The sequence below is a fragment of the Streptomyces sp. NPDC047974 genome (assembly GCF_040653375.1).
GTDB lineage: Bacteria > Actinomycetota > Actinomycetes > Streptomycetales > Streptomycetaceae > Streptomyces.
Map to the genome: position 1 here is coordinate 1 of NZ_JBEZNU010000030.1, position 24,437 is coordinate 24,437.

The window sequence follows — 24,437 nt, forward strand, 5'->3', positions numbered from 1 at the left end:
CCCCGGTCCGATCGCCGCGCAACGAATCGCCGCCCCGGTCGTACATCGCGCAACGGTTCGACGGTCGGTCCGCAACGGTCCCGTCTTGTCCCGGCCGAGCCCGGAACCGTACCGTTTTGAACGTCTCCCGTAGACGCCCCTCCCTCCCCTCCGCCCCCATGAGGATCAGCATGCCCACGGTGCGCACCGCCCTGCTCCAGAGCTCCGGACGGCTCGGTGACGTGACCGCCAACCTGCGGATCCTGGACGAGGCCGCCGCCCGGGCCGCGGCCGCGGGCGCGGACGTGCTGCTCGCCCCCGAGCTCTTCCTCACCGGCTACGCGATCGGCGCCGACATCGCCCGCCTCGCCGAGCCGTCCGACGGGCCCTCGGCCCGCGCGGTCGCGGAGATCGCCGCCCGCCACGGCCTCGCCGTCGGCTACGGCTACCCGGAGCGGGACACCGAGCGGCACGGCGTGATCTACAACGCGGCCGCGCTCTTCGGCGCCGACGGCGCCCCCCTCGCGCACTACCGCAAGACCCACCTCTTCGGCGACTTCGAGCTGAAGTGGTTCACCCCGGGCGACGAGCCGCTCGTCCAGGCCCGCATCGGCGACCTCACCGTCGGCCTGATGATCTGCTACGACGTCGAGTTCCCCGAGAACGTACGGGCGCAGGCGCTGGCCGGCACGGACCTCCTCCTCGTGCCGACCGCCCTCATGCACCCCGCCGAGATCGTGCCGCTCTCCGTCGTCCCGGTGCGCGCCTTCGAGAGCCAGATGTACATCGCGTACGCCAACCGCGTCGGCGCCGAGGGCGACTTCGAGTTCGTCGGCCTCTCGGTCCTCGCCGGCCCCGACGGCACCGCCCGGGCCCGCGCGGGCCGCGGCGAGGACCTCGTCCTCGGCGACGTCGACCCCGAGGCCCTGGCGGCCTCCCGCGCCGAGAACCCGTACCTCCGCGACCGCAGGCCGGGCCTGTACGGCTCGCTCGTCTGAGCCGCCACCCCCGCCCCGCCCCCCTCAGCTTCCCGCCCCACCCCCGCGCAAGGAGTCCGTACCCCATGACGTCCACCGTGCCCAACGCCGTCGAGCACGCCGACGAGCAGCAGCCGCCGATCACCATGTTCGGCCCGGACTTCCCGTACGCCTACGACGACTTCCTGGCCCACCCGGCCGGCCTCGGCCAGATACCCGCGACCGAGCACGGCGCCGAGGTCGCGGTCGTCGGCGGCGGCCTGTCCGGCATCATCGCCGCGTACGAGCTGATGAAGATGGGCCTCAAGCCCGTCGTCTACGAGGCCGACCAGATCGGCGGCCGGCTGCGCACGGTGGGCTTCGACGGGCCGGAGACCGAGGGGCTGACGGCGGAGATGGGCGCCATGCGCTTCCCGCCCTCCTCCACCGCCCTCCAGCACTACATCGACCTGGTCGGCCTGGAGACCACGCCGTTCCCGAACCCGCTGGCCGAGGCCACCCCGTCGACCGTCGTCGACCTCAAGGGCGAGTCGCACTACGCCGAGACCGTCGACGACCTGCCGCAGGTCTACCGCGACGTCGCCGCCGCGTGGAACAAGTGCCTGGACGAGGGCGCCGACTTCTCCGACATGAACCGCGCCATGCGCGAGCGTGACGTCCCGCGCATCCGCGAGATCTGGGCGACGCTGGTCGAGAAGCTCGACAACCAGACCTTCTACGGCTTCCTCTGCGAGTCCGAGGCCTTCAAGTCCTTCCGGCACCGCGAGATCTTCGGCCAGGTCGGCTTCGGCACCGGCGGCTGGGACACGGACTTCCCCAACTCCATCCTGGAGATCCTCCGGGTCGTCTACACCGAGGCCGACGACCACCACCGCGGCATCGTCGGCGGCTCGCAGCAGCTGCCGCTGCGCCTGTGGGAGCGCGAGCCGGAGAAGATCGTCCACTGGGCGCAGGGCACCTCGCTGGCCTCGCTGCACGAGGGCGGGCAGCCGAAGCCGGCCGTCACCCGGCTGAACCGCACCGCCGGCAACCGGATCACCGTCACCGACGCCTCCGGCGACATCCGCACCTACCAGGCGGCGATCTTCACCGCCCAGTCCTGGATGCTGCTCTCCAAGATCGCCTGCGACGACTCGCTCTTCCCGATCGACCACTGGACGGCGATCGAGCGCACCCATTACATGGAGTCCTCGAAGCTGTTCGTCCCGGTGGACCGGCCGTTCTGGCTGGACAAGGCCGTCGACGACGAGGGGAACCCGACCGGCCGCGACGTCATGTCGATGACGCTGACCGACCGGATGACCCGCGGCACCTACCTGCTGGACGACGGCCCGGACAAGCCGGCCACCATCTGCCTCTCGTACACGTGGTGCGACGACAGCCTGAAGTGGCTGCCGCTCTCCGCGAACGAGCGGATGGAGGTCATGCTGAAGTCGCTCGGCGAGATCTACCCGAAGGTCGACATCCGGAAGCACATCATCGGCAACCCGGTGACGGTCTCCTGGGAGAACGAGCCCTACTTCATGGGCGCCTTCAAGGCCAACCTGCCGGGCCACTACCGCTACCAGCGGCGCCTGTTCACCCACTTCATGCAGGACCGGCTGCCCGAGGACAAGCGCGGCATCTTCCTCGCCGGCGACGACATCTCGTGGACGGCCGGCTGGGCCGAGGGCGCGGTGCAGACGGCGCTCAACGCGGTGTGGGGCGTGATGCACCACTTCGGCGGCGCCACCGACGGCACCAACCCGGGCCCGGGCGACGTCTACGACGAGATCGCCCCGGTCGAGCTGCCGGAGGACTGAGTCCGGTACGGGTCCGGGTCCGCAGGGTGCCGGGCCCGTACGAGGGCCGGGTCCGCAGGGTGCCGGGCCCGTACGGCGGTCAGGGCCTGGCCAGGGGCGTGAGCAGCATCCGTCCCACCAGGCCGACCGAGCGGTCGAGCCGCTCGGTGAACTCGCCCGCGATCCCGGGCAGCGCCCGCAGCTGCCACAGCGAGCGGGCGGCGAGCCAGGCCCCGTCGCGGGCCCGGTCCAGGCTCCAGCAGCCGAGCAGGTGCGTCAGCGGGTCCGCGATCTCCAGGAGGTCCGGGCCCGGCATCAGTTCCTCGCGGATGCGCTCCTCCAGGAGGACGAGGACGTCGCCGACCCGGTCGAACTCGTCCTCCAGGTCCGCCGGGGCGCACTCCAGGGCGGCGCAGGCGTCGACGACGGCGAGCGCCAGGTCGTGCCCGATGTGGGCGTTGATCCCGGCGAGCGCGAACTGCAGCGGGGTCACGCCGGGGTGGCGGCGGTAGTGGAAGAGGGGCCGCCAGCAGGCGGGCCCCGGGCGGCCCGCCGCGTGGGTCTCGACGGCGGCGAGGTAGCGCTCGGCGAAGAGCACGTCCAGGGTGGCCGCCGCCCGCCGGTCCCCGAAGGCGCCCGCCTCCAGGGCGTGGCCGATCTCCTCGGTGACCGTCAGGTACACCCGGTTGAAGACGGCGACCCCGTCGCCCGGGTGCCAGGCCGCCCGCAGCGACCGCATCCGGTCCACGACGGGGTCGACCGCCACGAACTGCCCGAGCCGTTCATCCGTCCACTGGGTCTGCGCCATGGGGGCAGACTTCCAGCCGCCGGGCCCGGGAGGGAGCCTCCCGGGCCCGGCTTCGCCGGAACGGGCGAATACCTCAGTTCTTCGCCGTGTCGCCGGAGCCCGTCTCGTACGAGCTGGTGCCCGAGTCCAGGAGCGGTTCCTGGGTCTTCAGATGGGCCGGGGCGAAGGCGCGCAGCACGTGGTAGCCGGTGATGACGACGATCGTGCCGAGCGCGATGCCGCCGAGCTCGAAGGTGTCGGTGAAGGTCAGCTTCACGCCGCCGACGCCGATGATGATGCCGGCGGCGGCCGGGACCAGGTTGAGCGGGTTGCGCAGGTCGACCTTGGCGTTGATCCAGATCTGGGCGCCGAGCAGGCCGATCATGCCGTAGAGGATGACGGTGATGCCGCCGAGGACACCGCCGGGGATGGCGGCGACGACCGCGCCGAACTTGGGGCAGAGGCCGAAGAGGAGCGCGAAGCCGGCGGCGGCCCAGTAGGCGGCCGTGGAGTAGACGCGGGTGGCGGCCATGACGCCGATGTTCTCGGAGTACGTGGTGTTCGGCGGGCCGCCGACCGCGGTCGACAGCATGGACGCGGCGCCGTCCGCCGCGATGGCGGTGCCCAGCTTGTCGTCGAGGTCGTCGCCGGTCATCTCGCCGACGGCCTTGACGTGGCCGGCGTTCTCGGCGATCAGCGCGATGACGACGGGGAGCGCGACGAGGATGGCGGACCACTCGAAGCTGGGGCCGTGCAGGGCGGGCAGGCCGATCCAGTCGGCCTCGCCGACGGCGGAGAGGTCGAGCCGCCAGTGGTCGGTGACCTGGCCGCTCGGGGACATCGAGTGGATCTTGCCGAAGACCAGGTCGAGGACCCAGGACAGGACGTAGCCGAAGATCAGGCCGAGGAAGATCGCGATCCGCGACCAGAAGCCGCGCAGACAGACCACGGCCAGACCGGTGAAGAGCATCACCAGGAGCGCCGTCCACTGGTCCTGCGGCCAGTACGTGGAGGCCGTCACCGGCGCCAGGTTGAAGCCGATCAGCATGACGACGGCGCCGGTGACCACCGGGGGCATCGCCGCGTGGATGATCCGCGCGCCGAACTTCCGCACCGCGAGACCGGCGAGGAAGAGCACCGCGCCGACCACGAAGACGGCGCCGGTCACGGTGGCGCTGCTGCCTCCGGAGGCCCGGATGGCGGCGGCGACGCCCACGAAGGAGAGCGAGCAGCCCAGGTACGAGGGGACGGTGCCGCGCGTCGCGAGCAGGAAGATGACCGTGGCGAAACCGGACATCATGATCGCGAGGTTGGGGTCGAGGCCCATCAGCACCGGGGCGACGAAACTCGCCCCGAACATGGCGACCACGTGCTGTGCGCCGAGACCGACGGTACGGGGCCAGGAGAGCCGCTCGTCGGGGCGGACGACGGCCCCGGGGGCGGGTGTTCTCCCGTCCCCGTGCAGGGTCCAGCGCACGCCGAGTTTCATGAGGTCGCTCCCGTTCTCCGGTTCCGGCGGCCATGTCGGGGCCGCAAAAGATCAGCCACATGGTATGCGCCGGAACCGGCCGGGGAGGGGGCGCCGCCGCGCCCCCGGGCGGGCTCAGCCGACCGGGCCCGCGCTCTTCGCCGCGTCGGTCCCGGCCGGCGCGGCCGAGGCGGCCCGCGGGGCGGTCCGCAGCACGCCCGCGCCCAGGACCAGGCCGAAGGCGAGGGCGGTGACCAGGCCGAACGAGAACACCAGCGAGGTGGCGTCGGCGATGCCGCCGATCGCGGAGGGGGCGATCAGGCCGGAGGTGTACGTGATGGTGGCGACGCCCGCGATGGCCTGGCTCGGGTTCGGGCCGCTGCGCGCGGCGGCGGCGAAGGCGAGCGGCACGACGACCGCGACCCCGAGGCCGACGAGACCGAATCCGGCCATCGCCACGGCGGGGTTCGGGGCGAGGACGACCATGACCCCGCCGAGGGTGGCGGCCACGCCCCCGACCCGTACGGTACGGACCGCGCCGAAGCGGTCCACGACCCGGTCGCCGATCAGCCGGGCCACGGCCATGGTCAGCGCGAAGGCGGTGGTGGAGGCGGCGGCGAGACCGGCGGAGCCGCCCAGCTCGTCGCGGAGGTAGACGGCCGACCAGTCGAGGCTGGCGCCCTCGGCGAAGACCGCGCAGAAGCCGATGGCGCCGATGACCAGGGCGGACTTCGGCGGCAGCGCGAAGCGCGGCGGGGCCTCTTCCTCCTCGGTGGGCGCCGGGTCAAGGACGTACTGGCAGCAGGCGAGGCCGAGGGCGGTGAGCACGAGCGCGGCGATCAGGTGGTGGAGGCGGGCGTCGCCGCCGAGGTGGGCGGCGACGGTGCCGGCCGCCGAGCCGAGCAGGGCGCCCACGCTCCACATGCCGTGCAGGCTGGACATGATCGAGCGGCCGAGCCGGTTCTCGGTCTCGACGCCGAGCGCGTTCATCGCCACGTCGGACATGCCGGCGGTGGCGCCGTAGACGAAGAGCGCGGCGCACAGGCCCCAGATGTTCGGGGCGAGCGAGGGCAGGGTGAGGGCGAGGGTCCACAGGGCGAGCAGTCCGCGCAGGGCGGTGCGGGCGCCGAAGCGGTGGCTGATCCGGCCGGCCAGCGGCATGGCGAGCGAGGCGCCGAGGGCGGGGAACGCGAGCGCGAGGCCGAGCTGGCCGGCGCTCACCCCGGCGTGTTCCTGGATCCAGGGGATCCGGGTCGCGAAGCTGCCGGTCACGGCGCCGTGCACGCAGAAGACGGCGGCGACGGCGAAGCGTGCCCGCCGGAGCCGTTCGGAGCTGAGGACGGTCTCCGCCGCCATGGGTCCTCCCCGGGTCGTTGGTGTGGCCGTAAACTATCAGGAACCCTGCCTGATAAATAGCGGTCCGGAGAGAAGACGGCGGGGAGGCGTCTGAGAGGATCACCGCATGGCCGCATCCCCGAGCACCGCCCGGGCCCTCAACGACCGGCTCGCCCTGCGTCTGCTCCAGGACGAGGGCCCGTTGACGGCAGCCCAGCTCAAGACCCTCACCGGGCTCTCCCGGCCCACCGTCGCCGACCTCGTCGAGCGGCTCAGCGGCTCCGGCCTCGTGCACGTCGTCGGCGAGGCCGGCGCCGAGCGCCGCGGCCCCAACGCCAAGCTGTACGGACTCGTCGCCGACCGCGCCCACCTCGCCGCCCTCGACATCCGCACCCGCTCGGTGACCGTCGCCGTCACCGACCTCCTCGGCACCCCGCTCGCCGAGGCCGCCGCCCCCGTCGGGGAGGACGCCGGCACCGGCCCCGCCGTCGACTTGGCCGTCTCCCTCCTGGAGCGCACCGCCGCGGAGGCCGGCGTCGCGCGGCTCCACTCCGTGGCCGTCGGCGCCCCCGGCCTCATCGACCCGGCCACCGGGGAGCTCCGCGACTCCACCGGGCTGCCCGCGTGGCACCGCCGGCTCGTCGCCGTCCTCCAGGAGCGGCTCCCCGCCCAGGTGCTCGTCGAGAACGAGACCAACCTCGCCGCCGTCGCCGAACTGCGCGAGGGCGCGGCGGTGGACCGCGAGGACTTCGTCCTGCTCTGGCTCGGCCAGGGCATCGGCGCCGCCGTCGTCCTCGGCGGACGGCTGCGCCGCGGGGCGTCCGGCGGCGCCGGCGAGATCGGCTTCCTGCCCGTGCCCGGCACCTCCGGGCTGCCCTCGGCCACCGGCTGCGACGGCGGATTCCACGAGCTGGCCTGCGCGGCGGCCGTCGGGGCCCTCGCCGCCGACCACGGCCTCGACCCGGCCGACGCGCTCACCTCGGGCCACGGCCCCTTCCTCGACGCCCTCGCCCGCCGGCTCGCGGTCGGAGCGGCGGCCGTCGCCGCCGTCCTCGACCCGGGCTGCGTGGTCCTCGCCGGCGAGACCGGCCACCAGGGCGGCCCGGAACTCGCCGCCCGCGTGGAGGCCGGACTCGCGGCCCTCTCCCCGCTCCGCACCGAGGTCCGCGCCACCGCCCTCGGCGACGCGGCCGTGCTCCGCGGCGCCCTGCTCAGGGCGCGGGACGCGGCCCAGGACGAGCTGTTCTCGCAGGCCTAGGGCAGCACCGCCTGGGGCGGGCCGAAGCGCCGGGCGAGGAACTCGTCGAACGTCACCCGGCCCACCGCCCGGTCCGGCGCCAGGTGCCCGCCGCGCCGCAGCTCCCGGTAGACACCGCCCGGCAGCGGCACCTCCACGAGCCGCCGCCGGCGTCCGCTCGCCCGCAGGTAGGCGCGGGCCAGGTCGGGGAAGGGGCGGATCTCGGGGCCGCCCAGGTCCTCCACCCGGCCCGCCGGAGGCCCGGCGGCGAGCTCGGCGAGGCGCGCCGCCGCCTCGGTCACCTCGACCGGCTGGACCCGGACCTCCTTGGGCAGCGGCATCAGCGGCGGCTTGGCGAGGAGCTGCAGCAGCTGGAGGATCAGGTCGTGGAACTGGGTGGCGCGCAGCAGGGTCCAGGGGATGCCGGACGCCTGGATCATGCGCTCCACCGCGTACTTGGTCCGGAAGTACCGGCGCGGTACCCGGTCCACCCCGACGATCGAGATGTACACCAGGTGCGGCACCCCGGCCCGCCCCGCGGCGTCGAGCAGGAGGCGGGCGGCCTCCCCGTCGCCGCGGGGGATGTTGCTGCAGTGGACGACCGCGTCGGTCCCGTCGACCGCCCGGTCCAGCAGCGGTCCGCCCTTGCGCAGGTCGACGGCGTACGGCGGTGAGTGCCGGCTGAGCACCCGCACCTCGTGGCCGTCCGCGCGCAGCCGCTCGCAGACGGGCGTTCCGAGCGTTCCCGTGCCACCGGTCACCAGGATCGTGCTCATGTTTCCAGCGTGGCCTTCCGGGGGCGGGAACGCGACCGCGCCGCGCCCCGGACAGGGGGGCGCGGCGCGGAGGGTGCTGCCCGGCGGCGGCCAAGGGCCGTGAGACCGCCGCCGGGGGTCTTGCGGAGGTGGTGCGTCAGCAGGCGCCGAGGTCCTGCCAGACGCCCCAGTCACCGGTGGTGCCGGGCGCCTCGTTCTGCGTCCACCACTTGGCCTTCCACGTGTGGCCGTTGTGGGAGACCTCGTTGCCCGCGTTGTAGACCTGGCCCGCCACGTACGCCGGGGCGGTGCAGCCCGCGGGCGGCGTCGTCGGCGGGGTGGTCGGGGGAGTGGTCGGCGGGGTCGTCGGCGGCGTGGTGGGCGGGGTGGTCGGCGGGGTGGTGCCCGTGCCGGGCTCCACGACCGTCGTGCCGCGCGCCAGGTCGCCGGCGAGGGCGTACGTGGTGCCGTTGATGTTCACCGTCCAGTTGGAGGGGGTGGACACCGGCAGGTAGTAGTTGAAGGAGAGCTCGACCGTCGCGCCGGGGGCCAGGGTCTGCCAGGCCGGGAGCTTCAGCGAGACCCGGTGGAAGTCGCCCTTCAGGCCGCCCACGTTGGAGCCCGTGTGGTCGCTGCTGATGACCTTGGTGCCGAAGCCGGACTGGTCGGAGGCGTTGGCCGGGGCCGAGGTGCCGTAGTCGAACTGGAACTCCGTGCCGCCGGGCAGCGTGGTGTTCGTCCGGTTGGTGATCTTCACCTTGGGGGTGATGGGGTAGTTCGAGTCGCCCAGCTTGAACTCGGTGAAGGCGGTCTCGATGTTCACGGCCTGGGTCGGCAGCGCCTTGTTCGACGTCTTGGCGCCGTACGGGGTGGCGGCCTTGAACTTGTCGTACATCAGCGAGGTGAGCGTGGAGCCCATCTCGTACTGGCCCTTGGCGGCGTTCCAGGAGTAGTCGCCGGCCATCTCCCAGACCATGGTGCCGCCGATGCCGCGGTCGACCACGTAGTCGGCCTTGGCGGCCACGGACTGCTCGTCCTCGGTGGAGAGGAAGACCTTCTTCTCGGCGTTCCACAGCCACGGCGCGACCAGGGTCGAGTCGTACTTGCGGGCGTAGGTGCCGGTCAGGGTGGTGTTCGCCGGGAAGCCGTACTGGGTGACGTAGTCGCCGACGATCCCCTTCTCCAGGTTCTTGGCGTGCCACATCGGGTTGGAGCCGGCGGGCGACTCCTTGCCCGCGGTGTCCTTGTCGTGCCACAGGTTGTCGATGCCGACGGCGCCGTCACCGCACTTGGTCAGGCCGGCGCCGGCCGGGCAGGTGGCCGCGGTGGCCTTGCCCCAGAGGCCGTCGGTGCCGCCCTGCACGTTCTTGTGGCCGCGGGTGTAGTAGGGCAGGCCGATGTTGATGCGGCCGGCCGGCATGGAGCCGCGGAAGTAGTGGTACGCCCAGTCGGTGTTGAGGTAGCCGATGCCGCCGTACTGGGAGGAGCCGTAGACGTTGGCGGCGGCGAGCTCGCCGTCCTTGCCGTCGTCGAAGAGCGAGGCGTTCGGACCGACGTACTCGTTCCAGGCGCCGTGCAGGTCGTACGACATGATGTTGACGTAGTCCAGGTACTTCTGGACCTGGAAGGTCTCCATGCCGCGCAGCAGGTAGCCGGAGGACGGGGCGGCGACGGTGAGCATGTAGTGCTTGCCGTCGGCGGCGCCGGCCGTGTCCAGCTTCTCGCGCAGGGTCTTCATGAGGGCCGCGTAGCCCTGGACCAGGCCGGCGCGGCGCGCGTTGGCGAGGGTCCAGTCGAGCGGGTTGCCCGCGTCCTTCATGGTGGTCGGGTACTCGTAGTCGATGTCGACGCCGTTGAACCCGTACTTCCGGATGAAGTCGACCGCCGAGGTGGCGAAGGTGTCGATGCCGGCCTGGTTGACCGAGCCGTCGGCGTTGGTCGCCATCGAGTAGAAGCCGCCGGAGTTCACCCGGTCGCCGTTGTCGGCGAAGTAGCCGCCGGTCTCGGCCCAGCCGCCGACGGAGATCAGCGTCTTCACGTCGGGGTGCTGCTTCTTGAACTTGTTCAGCAGGTTGAAGTGGCCCTTGTACGGCAGGGCCGGGTCCATCTCGGCGCCGGCCACGCCGGGCCAGGTCATGCCGGTGGCGGCGTTGTTCGGGCCGTCCGTGCCGACCGAGAGCTTGTTGTCGCCGCCGATGTGGCCGAAGGCGTAGTTGATGTGGGTGATCTTCTCCCACGGGATGTCCTTGGCGAGGTACGCGGGCTCGCCGTTCTTTCCGGTGCGCCAGCCCGTGAAGTAGCCGATGACGCGGCGCTGGTGGTCGGCGCCCATCTTCTCGCGGCCCTCGGTGTCGTACACCGAGCAGTAGGGCACGTCGACGCCGGGCGTCTTGTACAGGCCGTCGGGGCGACAGGACTCGTTGTCGGCGGCGTACGAGACGCCTCCGGCGAGCGAGCTGAGCAGCAGTCCGGCGACGGCGGCACCGGACGCGAGCAGCGACGCTCTCTTGGTCGTGGGGGACAGCACGATCTGGTCCTCCTCGGGGAGGTCAAAAAACACGCAACGAACAAGGGGGTGGTACGTGTTGGGCCCGTGGTGTGCGCACACCGGCGGGCCGTGCCTCGGAGGTGACACGGACATTAAGAGGACTAGACCAGTGCGTCAATAGGTCTGGACCAAATGAACATTCCAGAAGGCCGTTGTGAGTCATCGCACAGAGATCGTGTGCATGACCTTTGGCAAGGCGTGGCACACTGGCCGTGTATCAGCAGCAGCGCACTCCGGGGTCGGTGTAATTCCGAACCGGCGGTATAGTCCGCGACCCGTCCGCAGCCAGCGGCCGGTTGATCAGGTGAAATTCCTGGACCGACGGTGAAAGTCCGGATGGGAGGCAGTGCGCGGCGGGCGACCCCTGACAGGGGTGTGCCGGCCGTACGTCCGCTGGTGGCCGCGTTTCGCGTCGGCGCACCCGTGGACCTCACGGCCGTACCGGCACACCTGCTGCACAGCCGTCGTACCCGCTCTCTGTCGTCATCGACAGGCCCCGGAGTCCGTGCCCGAAGAGGCAGGAGGACCCGGTGGACCGGCAGGCCGACATCACCGCCATGCGACGCGCCGTGGAGCTCGCCGCCCGCGGACTCGGCGCCACCAGCCCCAACCCCGTCGTCGGCTGCGTCGTCACCGACGCCTCCGGACGGGTCGTGGGCGAGGGCTGGCACCAGCGCGCCGGAGGCCCCCACGCCGAGGTCCACGCCCTGCGCGCGGCCGGCGAGGAGGCCCGCGGCGGCACCGCCTACGTCACCCTCGAACCCTGCAACCACACCGGCAGGACCGGCCCCTGCGCCCAGGCCCTGATCGAGGCCGGCACCGCCCGCGTCGTGTACGCCGTCGCCGACCCGAACCCGCAGGCCACCGGTGGTGCGGACACCCTCCGCGCGGCCGGCGTCGAGGTCACGGGCGGCCTTCTGGAGGACGAGGCCGAGGCGGGCAACACCGCCTGGCTCACCTCCGTCCGCACCGGCCGCCCCTTCGTCCGCTGGAAGTACGCGGCCACCCTCGACGGCCGGATCGCCGCCGCCGACGGCACCTCCCGCTGGATCAGCTCCGCCGAGTCCCGCGCCGACGTCCACCGGCTGCGCGCCGAGGCCGACGCCGTCCTGGTCGGCGGCGGGACGCTGCGCGCGGACGACCCGCACCTCGCCGTCCGCGGCGTCGAAGGCGCCGTCCAGCCGCTGCGGGTCGCCCTCGACACCCGCGCCGAACTCCTGCCCACCGCCCGGATCCTCGACGACGCCGCGCCCACGCTGCTGGTCGTCGGCGAGGACGCCGACACCCGGCACCTGCCCGGTGTCGACCTGCTCCGGCTGCCGCTGCACGACGGCCGCGTCGGCGTGCACGAGCTGCTCGCCCACCTGTACGCGCGCGGCATCCGCTCCGTCCTCCTCGAAGGCGGCCCCACCCTCGCGGGCGCCTTCGTCGCCGGGGGGGCCGTCGACCAGGTCGTCGGCTACCTCGCCCCCGTTCTCCTCGGCGCGGGCCCGCACGCCCTCGCCGACGCCGGAATCACCACCCTCACGCGCGCGTGGCGCCTCGACATCACCGAGACCGCACACATCGGATCCGATATCCGCATCACCGCCGTCCCGACCCTCAAGGGAGCCTGACCGTGTTCACCGGAATCGTCGAAGAACTGGGCGAGGTCGTCGCCGTCGAGCAGCTGGAGGACGCCTCCCGCTTCCGGCTCCGCGGTCCCCTGGTCACGGAAGGCGCCCAGCACGGCGACTCCATCGCCGTCAACGGCGTCTGTCTCACGGTCGTCGAGCACGGCGACGGCGAGTTCACCGCCGACGTCATGGCCGAGACCCTCAAGCGGTCCAGCCTCGGCGCCCTCGCCGTCGGCTCCCGGGTCAACCTGGAGCGCCCCATGGCCGTCGGCGGCCGCCTCGGCGGGCACATCGTCCAGGGCCACGTGGACGGCACCGGCACCATCCTGGAGCGGACCCCCTCCGAGCACTGGGAGCTCGTCAAGGTCGGCCTCCCCGCCCCGCTCGCCCGCTACGTCGTCGAGAAGGGCTCCATCACCGTCGACGGCGTCAGCCTCACCGTCGTCCAGGTCGGCGACGACTGGTTCACCATCAGCCTCATCCCGACCACCCTCGACCTCACCACGCTCGGCCTCAAGCAGCCCGGCGCCCCGGTCAACCTCGAAGTGGACGTCATCGCCAAGTACGTCGAGCGGCTGCTCGGCACGGACGCACAGGAGAACGGCAAGTGAACTGGCTCAACTCCGAGGCGTTCACCGTCCTCGACCAGCACATCATCTGGTCGGACATGATCGGCAACACGATCGGCCTCATAGCCCTGGCCCTCGGCTGGCGCCGCTCCATCCTCACCTGGCCGGCCCAGCTCCTCTCCGGCCTGATCCTCGTCGGCGCGTACGCCTCCGCCGACCTCGCCGGCGGCGTCGGCAAGCAGCTCCTCGTCATCGGCGTCGCCGCCTGGGGCTGGTGGCAGTGGAACCGCGGCAAGCAGCAGGCTCAGGACGGCTCCATCGCCGTCCGCTTCGCCACCTGGAAGGAGCGCGGCCTCCTCGCGGGCGGCGCCCTCCTCGGCACCCTCGCCGTCGGCGGCCTCTTCACGCTCTACCCGTCGCTCTCCTGGAGCCCGTGGGCCGACGCGTACATCTTCGTCGGCACCCTCGTCGCGATGGTCGCCCAGGCCCGCGGCCTGGTCGAGTTCTGGTTCGCCTGGCTCCTGGTCGACCTCGTCGGCGTCCCGCTCGCCTTCAGCAGCGGCCTCGCCTTCTCCGGCCTCGTCTACGTCGTCTACTTCGCCCTCGTCCTCTGGGGCATGCGCGACTGGTGGCTCCGGTCCCGCACCCCCGTCCTGGAAGGAGCCCCCGCATGAACCCCTGGGACCTCGATGAGAGCCTCGCCCTCGACCCCGTCGAGCAGGCCATCAGCGACATCGCCGCAGGCCGCCCGGTGGTCGTCGTCGACGACGAGGACCGCGAGAACGAGGGCGACCTCGTCATCGCCGCCGAGAAGGCCACGCCCGAGGTCGTCGCCTTCATGATGAGCGAGTGCCGCGGCCTGATCTGCGCCCCCATGGAGCACGACGAGCTGGAGCGGCTCGACCTCCCGCAGATGGTCGCGCACAACACCGAGTCGATGCGGACCGCCTTCACCGTCTCCGTCGATGCGGGCCCCGAGCACGGCGTCACCACCGGCATCTCCGCCGCCGACCGCGCCACCACCCTCCGGATGCTCGCGAGCGGCCGGCACGAGCCCTCCGACTTCGTCCGCCCCGGCCACATCTTCCCGCTGCGCGCCCGCGAGGGCGGCGTCCTCGCCCGCCCCGGGCACACCGAGGCCGCCGTCGACCTCGCCCGCCTCGCGGGCCTCCGCCCGGCCGGCGCGATCGTCGAGATCGCCGGCGAGGACGGAGTCATGCTCCGCCTGCCCGAGCTGGTCCCCTTCGCCCGCAAGCACGGCCTGACGATCATCTCCATCGAGGACCTGATCGCCTACCGCCGCTCGGCCGAACCCACCGTCCGCCGCGAGGCCGAGGTCCACCTCCCCACCGCCCACGGCGACTTCACCGCCTACGGCTACCGCTCCACCGTCGACGGCGTCGAGCACGTCGCCCTCGTCCACGGCGAGATCGGCGACGGCGAAGACGTCCTCGTCCGGGTCCACTCCGAGTGCCTCACCGGAGACGTCTTCCACTCGCTGCGCTGCGACTGCGGCCCCCAGCTCCAGGCGTCCATGGACCGCATCCAGGAGGCCGGCCGCGGCGTCGTCGTCTACCTCCGCGGCCACGAGGGGCGCGGCATCGGCCTGCTCTCCAAGCTGCGCGCGTACGAGCTCCAGGAGCGCGGCCGCGACACCCTCGACGCCAACCTCGAACTGGGCCTGCCCGCCGACGCCCGCGACTACGCGGCCGGCGCCCGGATCCTCGGCGACCTCGGCGTCCGCAGCCTCCGGCTGATGACCAACAACCCCGACAAGATCGAGGCCCTCACCCGGCACGGCCTCGCCGTCGAGGGCCGCGAGCCGATGCCCGTGACGGCCGGCGAGCACAACCTCCAGTACCTGCGCACCAAGCGGGACCGGATGGGCCACGACCTTCCCTGGCTCGACGGCTCCCCGGCCCCCACCTGCGGCAACCAGTAACCACCCCCGTACGACACCACACCGGCTAGGAGAACCATGAGCGGCAAGGGCGCACCCGTCCTCAGCGTGAAGAACTGCGGCGACCTGCGGGTCGCGGTCGTCGCGGCCCAGTGGCACGAGAAGATCATGGACGGACTGGTGGACGGCGCCCTGCGCGCGCTGTCCGAGCTCGGCATCGACGAGCCCACCCTGCTCCGCGTCCCCGGCAGCTTCGAGCTGCCGGTCGTGGCGAAGGTCCTCGCCGAGCGCGGCTACGACGCGGTCGTCGCCCTCGGCGTGGTCATCCGCGGCGGCACCCCCCACTTCGACTACGTGTGCCAGGGCGTCACCCAGGGCCTGGTGCAGGTCTCGATCGACACCGGAGTCCCCGTCGGCTTCGGCGTGCTGACCTGCGACAACGAGGAGCAGGCGCTGGACCGCGCCGGCCTGGAGGGGTCCAACGAGGACAAGGGCCACGAAGCGGTCACCGCCGCCGTCGCCACCGCCACCATCCTCCGCTCGGTCAGCGAGCCGTGGCGCAAGTCCACGGAGTGAACCCTGGCGACGGGGCCCGCGGATGAACCCGTACCCTAAGGACATCATGGCGAACAAAACCTTCGAAGAGCTCTTCACCGAGCTTCAGCTCAAGGCCGCCAACGGCGACCCCAGCACCTCCCGCACCGCCGAGCTGGTCGGCAAGGGCGTCCATGCCATCGGCAAGAAGGTCGTCGAGGAGGCCGCCGAGGTCTGGATGGCCGCCGAGTACGAGGGCAAGGAAGCCGCCGCCGAGGAGATCTCGCAGCTGCTGTACCACGTCCAGGTGATGATGGTCGCGCGCGGGATCTCCCTCGACGACGTCTACGCCCACCTCTGAGCACGGGCCGTCCCCGAGCGCGGCCCACCCCTGAGCACGCACCCCCACGTCTCCCACCACTCCCAGGCAAAGGAAGCCCACCCCATGCTGCGCATCGCCGTCCCCAACAAGGGTTCCCTCTCCGGACCTGCGTCGGCCATGCTCCATGAGGCCGGCTACCGCCAGCGCAAGGAGTCCAAGGAACTGGTGGTCATCGACCCCGACAACGAGGTCGAGTTCTTCTACCTGCGGCCGAAGGACATCGCCATCTACGTGGCGTCCGGCAAGCTGGACATCGGCATCACCGGCCGTGACCTGCTGCTCGACTCCGGCGCCAGCGCCGAGGAGATCCTGGCGCTGAACTTCGGCCGCTCCACCTTCCGCTACGCCACCCGCCCGGGCACCGCCACGGGCCCGGAGGACTTCGGCGGCATGACGATCGCCACCTCCTACGAGGGCATCGTCGCCAAGCACCTCGCCGACCAGGGCATCGACGCCTCCGTCGTCCACCTGGACGGCGCCGTCGAGACCGCGATCCAGCTGGGCGTCGCCCAGGTCATCGCCGACGTCGTCGAGACCGGCACCAGCCTGCGCAACGCCGGCCTCGAGGTCATCGGCGAGCCGATCCTCAAGTCCGAGGCGATCGTCGTCCGCCGCCACGGCGCCGAGACCGACCACCCGCAGGTCCAGCAGTTCCTGCGCCGCCTCCAGGGCGTCCTCGTCGCCCGCAGCTACGTGATGATGGACTACGACTGCCGCGCCGAGCACCTGGAGCAGGCCGTCGCCCTCACCCCGGGCCTGGAGTCGCCGACCGTCTCCCCGCTGCACAACGAGGGCTGGGTCGCCGTCCGCGCGATGGTCCCCGCCAAGGAGGCGCAGCGGATCATGGACGACCTGTACGAGATCGGCGCCCGCGCGATCCTCACCACCGCGATCCACGCCTGCCGTCTCTGATCCCCGCCGCACCACTCCTGGCACCGAGGTACCCCGATGTCCGAGTCGCCCACGCCCGCCCTTCCGGTCACCTTCCGGCCGGGCCGCACCCGCGCCGTCCTGCTGACCGTGGGCGTCGCAAGTTTCGCGGCGATCACCGCCGTGGCGCTGCTGCTGGAGCGGCTCGGACCGGGGGAGCGGGTGGCCTTCGTCTTCACCGCCGTGCTCTTCCTCGCCGTCCTGGTGATGCTCAGCCGCCCCAAGGTCGTCGCCGACAGCGAGGGCGTCACGGTCGTCAACATCACCCGCACCCGGCGCCTCGCCTGGGCGGAGATCCTCCGCGTCAACCTCCGTCCCGGCGACCCCTGGGTCTTCCTGGACCTCAGCGACGGCACCAGCCTGCCGGCCCTCGGCATCCAGCCCGGTATCGCCAAGGAGTCCGCCATCAGGGACGCCCGCGCCCTGCGGGCCCTCGCGGACAGCCGGGGCGCCGGAGTCGAGGCGGCCTGAGCCCCCCGGTCCGGGCCTCCGGGAGAATCCCGGAGCCGTCCCCCATCCGGGGCGTCCCCCCTGCCACGCGGGGCGTTCGCGTGACTACTCTTGAGGCGGTGGTGCCGAGTGCGCCACCGCCTCGCGTGTGCAGGGCCGCCGCCGGCGGCCGGCGAGGCCACCCTTCGACCCGAGGAGTGACTCCCTCCGGCAATGGACGGATCGTCCGGTAGTACATGCGCCGCCCCCTCGTCCCCCGAGGCGGCGGCATGATCGTCTCCCTGCTGCTCCTTCTGGCAGCCTTCCTCCTCATCCTGGCCAACGGCTTCTTCGTCGCCGCCGAGTTCGGTCTCGTGACCGTCGAGCGCGCGGAGGCCGAGCGGGCCGCGGCCGCCGGTGACCGGCGCGCCCGCACCGTCGTCTCGGCGCTGCGCGAACTCTCCTTCCAGCTCTCCGGCACCCAGCTCGGCATCACCCTCACCTCGCTCGTCGTCGGCATGCTCGCCGAGCCCGCGCTCGCCGGCCTGCTGCACGCCCCGCTGACCGCCACCGGCCTCCCCCCGGGCGCCGTCTCCGGCGTCGCCGTGGTGATCGGCATGCTGCTCGCCTCGGCCGTGCAGATGGTCGTCGGCGAACTGGTGCCCAAGAACTGGGCGGTCTCCCGGCCGCTCCAGGTCGCCCGCTTCGTCGCCGCCCCGCAGCGCCGCTTCTCCGCCGTCTTCCGGCCGGTGATCGCCCTGCTGAACCGGGTGGCGAACGGACTGGTCCGCGCCCTGGGCGTCGAGCCCACCGAGGAGCTCGACTCGGTCCGCACCCCCGGCGAGCTGGAATCCCTCGCCCGGCACTCGGCCCGGGCCGGCGCCCTCGAACAGGACACGGCCGACCTCTTCGTCCGTACGCTGTCCCTGGCCGGCCTCACCGCCGAGCAGGTCATGACCCCGCGGGTGAAGGTCAGCGCCCTCCAGTGGGACGCCACGGCCGCCGACGTCCTCAACCTCACGCGCGCCACCGGCCTCTCGCGCTTCCCGGTCTACCGGGACCGCATCGACGAGGTCGTCGGCATGGTCCACCTCAAGGACGCGCTCGCCGTCGCCCCCGACGCCCGCCCGCGGACCTCGGTCGGACGGATCGCCGTCCCGCCGCTCCTCGTCCCCGAGTCGCTGCCCGTCCAGGCCCTCCTGGAGCGCCTGCGGCGCGAGCAGCCGATCGCCGTCGTCGTCGACGAGTACGGCGGCACGGCCGGCGTGGTCACCCTGGAGGACATCGTCGAGGAGCTCGTCGGCGAGGTCCGCGACGAGCACGACACCGCCGCCGACGCCCGCCCCGAGCTGGCCGCCGCGCCCGCCGAGGACGGCCGCCCCGCCTGGGAGGCCGACGGCTCCTGCCGGGTCCACACCCTGCGCCGGATAGGCCTCGACGTGCCGGACGGCCCGTACGAGACCGTCGCCGGGCTCGTCGCCGACCTCCTCGGCCGGATCCCGGCCCCCGGCGACCGGGCCGAACTGCCCGGCTGGCGGCTCTCGGTCCGCCGGGTCGACCGCTTCCGGGCCGAGCGGGTCCGGATCGTCCGCACCGCCCCGGTGCCGATGGCGGAGGCGGTCCGATGAGCACCCTCCAGCTCCTCCTCGCCCTCTTCCTCGTCCTGGCCAACGGCTTCTTCGTCGGCGCCGAGTTCGCGCTCGTCTCCGTCCGCCGCAGCCAGATCGAGCCGCTCGGCGGGGCCCGCGCCAAGCAGGTGCTGTACGGCCTGGAGAACCTGCCGCGGATGATGGCCGCCGCGCAGTTCGGCATCACCGTCTGCTCCCTCACCCTCGGCGCGGTGGCCGAACCGACCGTCGCCCACCTCCTCGAACCGGCTTTCCGCGCCGTCGGCGTGCCGGCCGGGCTCATCCACCCGCTCGGCTATCTGATCGCCCTCGCCGTGGTCGTCTTCCTCCACCTCGTCATCGGCGAGATGGTCCCGAAGAACCTCGCGATGGCCGCGCCCGAACGGACCGCGCTCCTGCTCGCCCCCGCCCTGGTCGCCTTCGCCCGGCTCTGCCGGCCGGTGACGGCCGCCCTGGGCGCCTGCGCGGCCGTGGTCCTGCGGGCCTTCAAGGTCGAGCCGAAGGACGAGGTGGAGGCCGTCTTCACCAGTGCGCAGCTGGGCCGCCTCGTCGAGGACGCCGGTCAGGCGGGCCTCCTCGACCCGGCCGAGCAGGAGCGCCTGGAGGACGCCCTGGAGCTGGGCAGCCGCCCGGTCACCGACGTCCTCCTCCCGGCCTCGGCGCTCGTCACCGTCCCGCCGTCGGCCACCCCCCGCGAGATCGAGGAGCTGACCGTACGGACCGGCTACTCGCGTTTCCCGGTCCGCGGCGAGGGCCGCCACCAGGACGTCTTCATGGGCTTCGTGCACGTGAAGGACGTGCTGGACCTGGAGGAGCGGGAGCGGGCCGTGCCGCAGCAGCTGTGGCGACCGATGGCGACGCTCCGCGCGGAGCTGCCGCTCGACGACGCCCTCACCGTGATGCGCCGGGCGGCGACCCACCTCGCGCAGGTCGCCGACGCCTCCGGCCGGGTCCTCGGTCTCGTCGCCCTGGAGGACGTCCTGGAGATGCTGGTGGGCGAGGTCCGCGACCCCGCCCACCGGCTGAGCCCCGCGCCCGCGGGCTAGCCCCGGGTCAGAACGGGGGCTCCTGCTGGGGGCCGCGGTCCGCCGGACCGCGGCCCGACAGCACCTCCCCGTACGCCTGCATGAGGTCCCCGAGCCGCAGGGTGGCCAGGTCCTCGCGGGTCAGCGTGCCGGAGTAGCCGGAGAGCCGCAGGTCCCGGTAGGCGCAGGACTTCTCGTACAGGGTGCGCAGGAAGCGGCCGTTGCCCAGCTCGTCGATCCAGCCCTGCTCGACGACGTGGCCGCTGATCGAGCGCAGTTCCTCCAGCGCCTCCTCGTCCCAGCCGTCGCCGTTCGCCGCGGCCAGCACCTCGCCGATCGACGTCAGTTCCTGCGGCCGGTAGGACGGGAAGTCGACCCGCGTGGTGAAGCGGGAGGAGAGCCCGGGGTTGGCGGCGAGCAACCGGTCCATGCCCTCCGGATACCCCGCCAGGATGACGACGAGGTGGTCGCGGTTGTCCTCGGCCCGCTTCAGCAGCACCTGGAGGGCCTCGTCGCCGTACGCGTCCCCCTTGCTGTAGCCGGAGTTGGAGAGCGCGTACGCCTCGTCGACGAAGAGCACCCCGCCGACCGCCGAGTCGATCAGCTCGTTCGCCTTCACCGCCGTCTGGCCCAGGAACTCGCCGACCAGGTCGGCCCGTTGGGCCTCCACGAGATGGTCCCCGCCGAGCAGGCCGAGCGCGTAGAAGACCCGGCCGAGGATCCGGGCGACCGTCGTCTTGCCGGTGCCGGACGGCCCCGAGAAGACGAAGTGCCGCTTCGGCGGCTGCACCGGCAGCCCCTGCCCCGCCCGCAGCCGGGCCATCTCCAACTGCGCCGAGAGCGCCTTGACCTGACGCTTCACCGGTTCCAGCCCGACCATGCCCTCCAGCTCGGCGAGCGCCTCGGCGAGCAGCACCGGATCGGTCGGCCCGGCCGGGAAGCGCGGCGGCACGGGCTGCGCGGGCACCGGAGAGCTGTGCCGTACGACCTCCGGGGGCGCGGCCGGCGCGCCGGGCGGCACCGGGTCGGGGGAGCGGCGCAGCCCGTCGCCGCCGGGGGGCAGGGGCTCCGTCTCGGGGCCGCCGGCGGTGTCGGTGCCGTCCTGCCCGGGGCCCGCGCCGACCGTGCCGAGGACGACGGCGGCGAGACCGGCCTGCTCGTCCATCCCGTCGAGCCCGTCGAAGCCGTCGTACTCGGCGATGGCGGCGAGCCGGGCGGCGGTGTCCATGAACGCCGGGTCGACGCGGTGCACCGCCCGGTAGAGGGGGAGGGCGGCGGCGCTGCGGCCGGTGCCCTCGTGGGCGCGGGCGAGCCAGTAGCGCAGCTCCTTGCGCTGCGGCTGCTCGCTGCGGCAGCGCATCAGGGCCGCCGAGAGCAGCGGCTCGGCCTGCCCGTACATCTCCAGGCGCACCCGGGCCATGCCGCCGAAGAGGCCGGCCTCGATGCCGAGCAGCGGGTCGTCCACGAGCGGTTCGGTGTGCCGGACCAGCTGGTCCCAGTCCTTGACCAGGTAGGAGCGGCAGGCGTGCAGGAAGCGGACCTGCGGGTCGGTGTCGACCGGCGGCAGCTCGGCGAGGGCCCGGTCGAGCTCCGGGACGTGCCGCCCGTCGAGCCAGTGCGAGGTGTGGGCGAGCAGCAGGTCGCGCGGGCTCTCCAGGACCGGCTGCACCCACCAGCCCAGCCAGTACCAGGAGTTGAGGGTGCGGCGGTGCCGGGCGCGCTGTTCGCCGAAGCGCTCGCGGTTGCGGTACATGCGCAGCAGCGCGGTGGTGGTGTCCACCCGGAGGGCGTGCAGCCCCAGCCAGGCGTCCGCCATGCCGGGATCGATCCGCACCGCGGACCGGAACTCCTCCTCGGCCTGCGGATAGGCGCCCATGGTGTAGGCGTCCACTCCGCGCAGCCAGGCGAGTTCGGCGGGGGCCTGTGAGCCCTGCGTGCCGATGTCCATCGGGTCCCCCACAACCGTCGGCGTATGGACGGGATTTGACCGCACCTGCGGGCATCGTACCTGCGCAGGCGGGGTGGGCTTAAGGAGAAGCGCAAGATCCGGAAGCGGTGACCCTGGGTGAGCGCGGGCGGTGGGGGAGGGGCCCGGCCGGGGGTGAGGAGGCGGAACGAAGCCCCCGATCACGGGGGAACAACCGGGGGCTTCGTGTCCGCGGCGGCTGGTGAAAAGCCGCACATTGAGAACGTAAGACCTGTAAGCCCCCGGGGTCAAGCGCCCTTGAGGCACTTGCGGAAGCGGAATTCCGGGGACTCAGTCCACCGCCATCAGGCCGTCACGGTGGGTGATGATCTGGTCCGCGCCCGCCGTCACAGAGGGCCCGGGAAGCCAGGCGTACCCCTCTCCCCGCTCCCGTACCAAGGTGTCGGCGAAGGGCCGCGACGGGTCTTCCGCGAAATGGCGAGTCTCCGCCACCACCCAGCCGTCCCAGAACTCCGCCTGCTCCGGTCCGTCCCGGTGCCGCCCCCGCTCCCAGGAGGCCCCGGCGGGCCGCTCCATCCACAGCAGCCACGCCAGGTGCGGCCGCAGCTCCCGCCGCCCGGAGCCCACGCCCTCCACGAGCACCACCGGCGCCGGGGGCAGCGGGCGGGCGGGGCCGAAGCTCCGCAGATTCCAGTCGTACGGGTGGTAGCGCGCCGTCCCGCCGCGCTCCAGCGGCTCCAGGACCTGGGAGCGCAGCCGGCCGGTCCAGGCGAAGAGCTCCTCGTGGGTGGCGAGGTCGTCGAGCCGGAGCACGGGCGCGCCGCCGAGCGCGGCGGCGAGCCGGCGGGCGAGGGTGGACTTGCCGGAGCCGGCGTGGCCGTCGACCGCGACCAGCCGCACCGGGCCGAGCGAGGGCGGCAGCCGGCGCAGCGCGCGGGCCGCGCGGTCGAGGTCGTCCATGCGGCCCAGGGTAGGCCAGGGCCGCCCGCGCAGGTCAGCGCGGTGCCGCCGTCAGTGGTCTGCACCCATGTCGGTGGCGGCGACGCGGGCCGAAGTGCTGGCGAAGGCCCCGTGGAGCCGGGATAGTGGGCCCGCGCAGCCCCGTCCGATCGCCGTCCCGTCCTCGACTGGGGGTCCTCGCCATGCCCGGATCAGCCTCACGCCGGACCGTCCTCGCCGCGGCGCTCGCGGCCGCCGCGGGCACCGCCGGAGCCGTGCCGGCCGCGGCGGCCGAACCCGGTGACGTGGAGGCGGACACCGCCACCGCGGCCGCCGCGCCCGCCGGGACCGTCGCCCACCGCTTCTGGTCGACCTTCACCGACTGGCGCTCCGGGACCGCCGAGGGCACCCGGGCCGTCGCCGGGCTCCGCCCCGGCCTGGTCCTGGACGCGCCCCTGGGCCGTACCGACTACACCGACCCGCACACCGGGACGACCTCCGCGTGGGAGTACGCCCGCTGGACCTCGCCCGAGCACACCCCGGCGGTGCCCGCCACCGAGGTGATCGCCTCCTGGAACGCCCGCACCCCGGCCGGCACCTGGATCCAGGTGGAGCTCTCCGGCACGTACTCCGACGGCACGCGGACCCCGTGGTTCGTGATGGGCCGCTGGGCCTCGGGCGACACCGACATCAAGCGGACCTCGGTCGACGACCAGACCGACGGCCGGAGCACCGTCTGGACCGACACCTTCGCCGTCGACGACCCGGCGAGCGGCCTCCGCCTCGCCTCGTACCGCCTCCGGCTCACCCTCCACCGCCGCCCGGGCACCGCGCTCACCCCCACCGTGTGGCGGCTCGGCGCGATGGCCTCGGACGTCCCGGACCGCTTCACCGTCCCGGCGTCCGTGCCCGGCCTCGCCCGCGAGCTGACCGTCCCGCGCTACTCGCAGAACACCCACGTCGGCCGGTACCCCGAGTACGACAACGGCGGCGAGGCCTGGTGCAGCCCGACCTCCTCGCAGATGATCGTCGAGTACTGGGGCCGCGCGCCCTCCGCCGCGGACCTGGCCTGGGTGAACCCGGACTACGCCGACCCCCAGGTCTGCCACGCGGCCCGCTCCACCTACGACCACCAGTACTCCGGCTGCGGCAACTGGCCCTTCAACGCCGCCTACGCCGCCGCCTACCCCGACCTGAACGCCGTGGTCACCCGGCTCCGCTCGCTCACCGACCTGGAGACCCTGATCCGCGCCGGCATCCCGGCGATCACCTCCCAGTCCTTCCGCAAGGAGGAACTGACCGGCGCCGGTTACGGCACCGCGGGCCACCTGATGACGGTCATCGGCTTCACCCCCGACGGCGACGTGATCGCGAACGACCCGGCGTCCCCGACCAACGACGCCGTCCGCCGCGTGTACCGCCGCCGCGAGTGGGAGAACATCTGGCTCCGCACCAAGCGCTACGACGCGAACGGCAAGGTCAGGAGTGGTACGGGCGGGGTCTGCTACGTCTACTGGCCGGTCGAGCCGGCACCAGGGCAGCACCGCGCACTGCGGACGCTCGGCCTGGTGTGAGCATGCTCGACCCGACGGCCGTCGGTCGGGCTTCGCGACGAGCCGTGTCGTCGGGCGGTCTCACGGCCGACCGGCGCACCCGGTCGGCGCGTCGGCGACCTGCTCCCGGCTTCGGCC

The 24,437-nt window shown here is 73.0% G+C and carries 21 protein-coding genes and 1 riboswitch; of the genes, 14 read left to right on the top strand and 7 right to left on the bottom strand.

All coding sequences use genetic code 11. From position 1 onward, the window contains the following. Positions 1-170 precede the first annotated feature (170 nt). Both AB0E19_RS31330 and AB0E19_RS31335 read left to right on the top strand, forming a co-directional pair. Positions 171-977 carry a carbon-nitrogen hydrolase family protein gene (locus AB0E19_RS31330; RefSeq protein ID WP_362185907.1) on the top strand — a complete coding sequence of 269 codons (807 nt, stop codon included), beginning with the start codon at positions 171-173 and terminating at the stop codon, positions 975-977. A 65-nt stretch (positions 978-1,042) separates the two neighbouring features. Further along, on the top strand, positions 1,043-2,758 hold the full coding sequence (locus AB0E19_RS31335; protein WP_362185910.1) for an NAD(P)/FAD-dependent oxidoreductase: 1,716 nt from the start codon (positions 1,043-1,045) through the stop codon (positions 2,756-2,758). Between the two features lie 79 nt (positions 2,759-2,837). Here the strand turns inward: AB0E19_RS31335 and AB0E19_RS31340 are convergent, their stop codons facing one another. The 3 genes from AB0E19_RS31340 to AB0E19_RS31350 form a co-directional block, all read right to left on the bottom strand. Further along, the gene (locus tag AB0E19_RS31340; protein WP_362185913.1) at positions 2,838-3,545 is read right to left on the bottom strand and encodes a DUF5995 family protein; all 708 of its coding nucleotides are present in this window, start codon (positions 3,543-3,545) and stop codon (positions 2,838-2,840) included. 73 nt (positions 3,546-3,618) lie between these two features. After that, positions 3,619-5,013 carry a solute carrier family 23 protein gene (locus AB0E19_RS31345; RefSeq protein WP_362185916.1) on the bottom strand — a complete coding sequence of 465 codons (1,395 nt, stop codon included), beginning with the start codon at positions 5,011-5,013 and terminating at the stop codon, positions 3,619-3,621. A 114-nt stretch (positions 5,014-5,127) separates the two neighbouring features. Further along, the gene (locus AB0E19_RS31350; RefSeq protein ID WP_362185919.1) at positions 5,128-6,348 is read right to left on the bottom strand and encodes an MFS transporter; all 1,221 of its coding nucleotides are present in this window, start codon (positions 6,346-6,348) and stop codon (positions 5,128-5,130) included. Between the two features lie 106 nt (positions 6,349-6,454). On the opposite strand from AB0E19_RS31350, the gene AB0E19_RS31355 reads away from it, so the two are divergent. Then, on the top strand, positions 6,455-7,585 hold the full coding sequence (locus AB0E19_RS31355) for an ROK family transcriptional regulator (RefSeq protein WP_362185922.1): 1,131 nt from the start codon (positions 6,455-6,457) through the stop codon (positions 7,583-7,585). Here the strand turns inward: AB0E19_RS31355 and AB0E19_RS31360 are convergent. Both AB0E19_RS31360 and AB0E19_RS31365 read right to left on the bottom strand, forming a co-directional pair. Beyond that, positions 7,582-8,340 carry an SDR family oxidoreductase gene (locus AB0E19_RS31360; protein ID WP_362185925.1) on the bottom strand — a complete coding sequence of 253 codons (759 nt, stop codon included), beginning with the start codon at positions 8,338-8,340 and terminating at the stop codon, positions 7,582-7,584. The two genes, AB0E19_RS31355 and AB0E19_RS31360, sit on opposite strands and share 4 nt — an antisense overlap. A gap of 136 nt (positions 8,341-8,476) precedes the next feature. Then, on the bottom strand, positions 8,477-10,846 hold the full coding sequence (locus AB0E19_RS31365) for a chitinase C-terminal domain-containing protein (RefSeq protein ID WP_362185928.1): 2,370 nt from the start codon (positions 10,844-10,846) through the stop codon (positions 8,477-8,479). Positions 10,847-11,091: 245 nt separating this feature from the next. Continuing rightward, positions 11,092-11,221: riboswitch (FMN riboswitch) on the top strand. Between the two features lie 176 nt (positions 11,222-11,397). Here AB0E19_RS31365 and ribD point away from each other — a divergent pair. The 10 genes from ribD (at position 11,398) to AB0E19_RS31415 (ending at position 19,901) form a co-directional block, all read left to right on the top strand. Continuing rightward, positions 11,398-12,483 carry a bifunctional diaminohydroxyphosphoribosylaminopyrimidine deaminase/5-amino-6-(5-phosphoribosylamino)uracil reductase RibD gene (gene ribD, locus AB0E19_RS31370; RefSeq protein ID WP_362185931.1) on the top strand — a complete coding sequence of 362 codons (1,086 nt, stop codon included), beginning with the start codon at positions 11,398-11,400 and terminating at the stop codon, positions 12,481-12,483. A gap of 2 nt (positions 12,484-12,485) precedes the next feature. Further along, positions 12,486-13,094, top strand: a complete 609-nt coding sequence (locus AB0E19_RS31375) for a riboflavin synthase (protein WP_362185934.1) — start codon at positions 12,486-12,488, stop codon at positions 13,092-13,094. A gap of 56 nt (positions 13,095-13,150) precedes the next feature. After that, positions 13,151-13,726, top strand: a complete 576-nt coding sequence (locus tag AB0E19_RS31380; RefSeq protein ID WP_360604164.1) for a nicotinamide mononucleotide transporter family protein — start codon at positions 13,151-13,153, stop codon at positions 13,724-13,726. Beyond that, on the top strand, positions 13,723-14,994 hold the full coding sequence (locus tag AB0E19_RS31385) for a bifunctional 3,4-dihydroxy-2-butanone-4-phosphate synthase/GTP cyclohydrolase II (protein WP_362185937.1): 1,272 nt from the start codon (positions 13,723-13,725) through the stop codon (positions 14,992-14,994). The genes AB0E19_RS31380 and AB0E19_RS31385 overlap by 4 nt, the downstream gene beginning before the upstream one ends. A 36-nt stretch (positions 14,995-15,030) precedes the next feature. Next, positions 15,031-15,528, top strand: coding sequence for a 6,7-dimethyl-8-ribityllumazine synthase (gene ribH / locus AB0E19_RS31390; protein ID WP_169092768.1), 498 nt, complete (start codon positions 15,031-15,033; stop codon positions 15,526-15,528). A gap of 46 nt (positions 15,529-15,574) precedes the next feature. Further along, on the top strand, positions 15,575-15,847 hold the full coding sequence (locus AB0E19_RS31395; RefSeq protein WP_031005643.1) for a phosphoribosyl-ATP diphosphatase: 273 nt from the start codon (positions 15,575-15,577) through the stop codon (positions 15,845-15,847). Between the two features lie 84 nt (positions 15,848-15,931). Beyond that, positions 15,932-16,780 carry an ATP phosphoribosyltransferase gene (gene hisG / locus AB0E19_RS31400; RefSeq protein WP_362185943.1) on the top strand — a complete coding sequence of 283 codons (849 nt, stop codon included), beginning with the start codon at positions 15,932-15,934 and terminating at the stop codon, positions 16,778-16,780. A 36-nt stretch (positions 16,781-16,816) separates the two neighbouring features. Then, positions 16,817-17,269 (top strand): PH domain-containing protein, encoded by a 453-nt coding sequence (locus AB0E19_RS31405; RefSeq protein ID WP_362185947.1) that lies wholly within the window; start codon positions 16,817-16,819, stop codon positions 17,267-17,269. A gap of 248 nt (positions 17,270-17,517) precedes the next feature. After that, positions 17,518-18,855: a hemolysin family protein gene (locus AB0E19_RS31410; protein WP_360604166.1), complete on the top strand. Its 1,338-nt coding sequence runs from the start codon at positions 17,518-17,520 to the stop codon at positions 18,853-18,855. After that, the gene (locus tag AB0E19_RS31415; RefSeq protein ID WP_362185951.1) at positions 18,852-19,901 is read left to right on the top strand and encodes a hemolysin family protein; all 1,050 of its coding nucleotides are present in this window, start codon (positions 18,852-18,854) and stop codon (positions 19,899-19,901) included. Before AB0E19_RS31410 ends, AB0E19_RS31415 begins: the two co-directional genes overlap by 4 nt. A 7-nt stretch (positions 19,902-19,908) precedes the next feature. Here AB0E19_RS31415 and AB0E19_RS31420 read toward each other — a convergent pair whose 3' ends face one another. Both AB0E19_RS31420 and AB0E19_RS31425 read right to left on the bottom strand, forming a co-directional pair. Beyond that, positions 19,909-21,828 (bottom strand): AAA family ATPase, encoded by a 1,920-nt coding sequence (locus AB0E19_RS31420; protein WP_362185954.1) that lies wholly within the window; start codon positions 21,826-21,828, stop codon positions 19,909-19,911. Positions 21,829-22,137: 309 nt separating this feature from the next. Continuing rightward, positions 22,138-22,767, bottom strand: coding sequence for a hypothetical protein (locus AB0E19_RS31425; protein ID WP_362185957.1), 630 nt, complete (start codon positions 22,765-22,767; stop codon positions 22,138-22,140). Positions 22,768-22,949: 182 nt separating this feature from the next. On the opposite strand from AB0E19_RS31425, the gene AB0E19_RS31430 reads away from it, so the two are divergent. Further along, on the top strand, positions 22,950-24,320 hold the full coding sequence (locus tag AB0E19_RS31430; protein ID WP_362185960.1) for a peptidase C39 family protein: 1,371 nt from the start codon (positions 22,950-22,952) through the stop codon (positions 24,318-24,320). Positions 24,321-24,437 lie beyond the last annotated feature (117 nt).

Coding starts and splice junctions, on each gene's coding strand:
- AB0E19_RS31330 (WP_362185907.1), top strand. CDS start 171: ATGCCCACGGTGCGCACCGCCCTGCTCCAGAGCTCCGGACGGCTCGGT.
- AB0E19_RS31335 (WP_362185910.1), top strand. CDS start 1,043: ATGACGTCCACCGTGCCCAACGCCGTCGAGCACGCCGACGAGCAGCAG.
- AB0E19_RS31340 (WP_362185913.1), bottom strand. CDS start 3,545: ATGGCGCAGACCCAGTGGACGGATGAACGGCTCGGGCAGTTCGTGGCG.
- AB0E19_RS31345 (WP_362185916.1), bottom strand. CDS start 5,013: ATGAAACTCGGCGTGCGCTGGACCCTGCACGGGGACGGGAGAACACCC.
- AB0E19_RS31350 (WP_362185919.1), bottom strand. CDS start 6,348: ATGGCGGCGGAGACCGTCCTCAGCTCCGAACGGCTCCGGCGGGCACGC.
- AB0E19_RS31355 (WP_362185922.1), top strand. CDS start 6,455: ATGGCCGCATCCCCGAGCACCGCCCGGGCCCTCAACGACCGGCTCGCC.
- AB0E19_RS31360 (WP_362185925.1), bottom strand. CDS start 8,340: ATGAGCACGATCCTGGTGACCGGTGGCACGGGAACGCTCGGAACGCCC.
- AB0E19_RS31380 (WP_360604164.1), top strand. CDS start 13,151: ATGATCGGCAACACGATCGGCCTCATAGCCCTGGCCCTCGGCTGGCGC.
- AB0E19_RS31385 (WP_362185937.1), top strand. CDS start 13,723: ATGAACCCCTGGGACCTCGATGAGAGCCTCGCCCTCGACCCCGTCGAG.
- ribH (WP_169092768.1), top strand. CDS start 15,031: ATGAGCGGCAAGGGCGCACCCGTCCTCAGCGTGAAGAACTGCGGCGAC.
- AB0E19_RS31395 (WP_031005643.1), top strand. CDS start 15,575: ATGGCGAACAAAACCTTCGAAGAGCTCTTCACCGAGCTTCAGCTCAAG.
- hisG (WP_362185943.1), top strand. CDS start 15,932: ATGCTGCGCATCGCCGTCCCCAACAAGGGTTCCCTCTCCGGACCTGCG.
- AB0E19_RS31405 (WP_362185947.1), top strand. CDS start 16,817: ATGTCCGAGTCGCCCACGCCCGCCCTTCCGGTCACCTTCCGGCCGGGC.
- AB0E19_RS31410 (WP_360604166.1), top strand. CDS start 17,518: ATGATCGTCTCCCTGCTGCTCCTTCTGGCAGCCTTCCTCCTCATCCTG.
- AB0E19_RS31415 (WP_362185951.1), top strand. CDS start 18,852: ATGAGCACCCTCCAGCTCCTCCTCGCCCTCTTCCTCGTCCTGGCCAAC.
- AB0E19_RS31420 (WP_362185954.1), bottom strand. CDS start 21,828: ATGGACATCGGCACGCAGGGCTCACAGGCCCCCGCCGAACTCGCCTGG.
- AB0E19_RS31425 (WP_362185957.1), bottom strand. CDS start 22,767: ATGGACGACCTCGACCGCGCGGCCCGCGCGCTGCGCCGGCTGCCGCCC.
- AB0E19_RS31430 (WP_362185960.1), top strand. CDS start 22,950: ATGCCCGGATCAGCCTCACGCCGGACCGTCCTCGCCGCGGCGCTCGCG.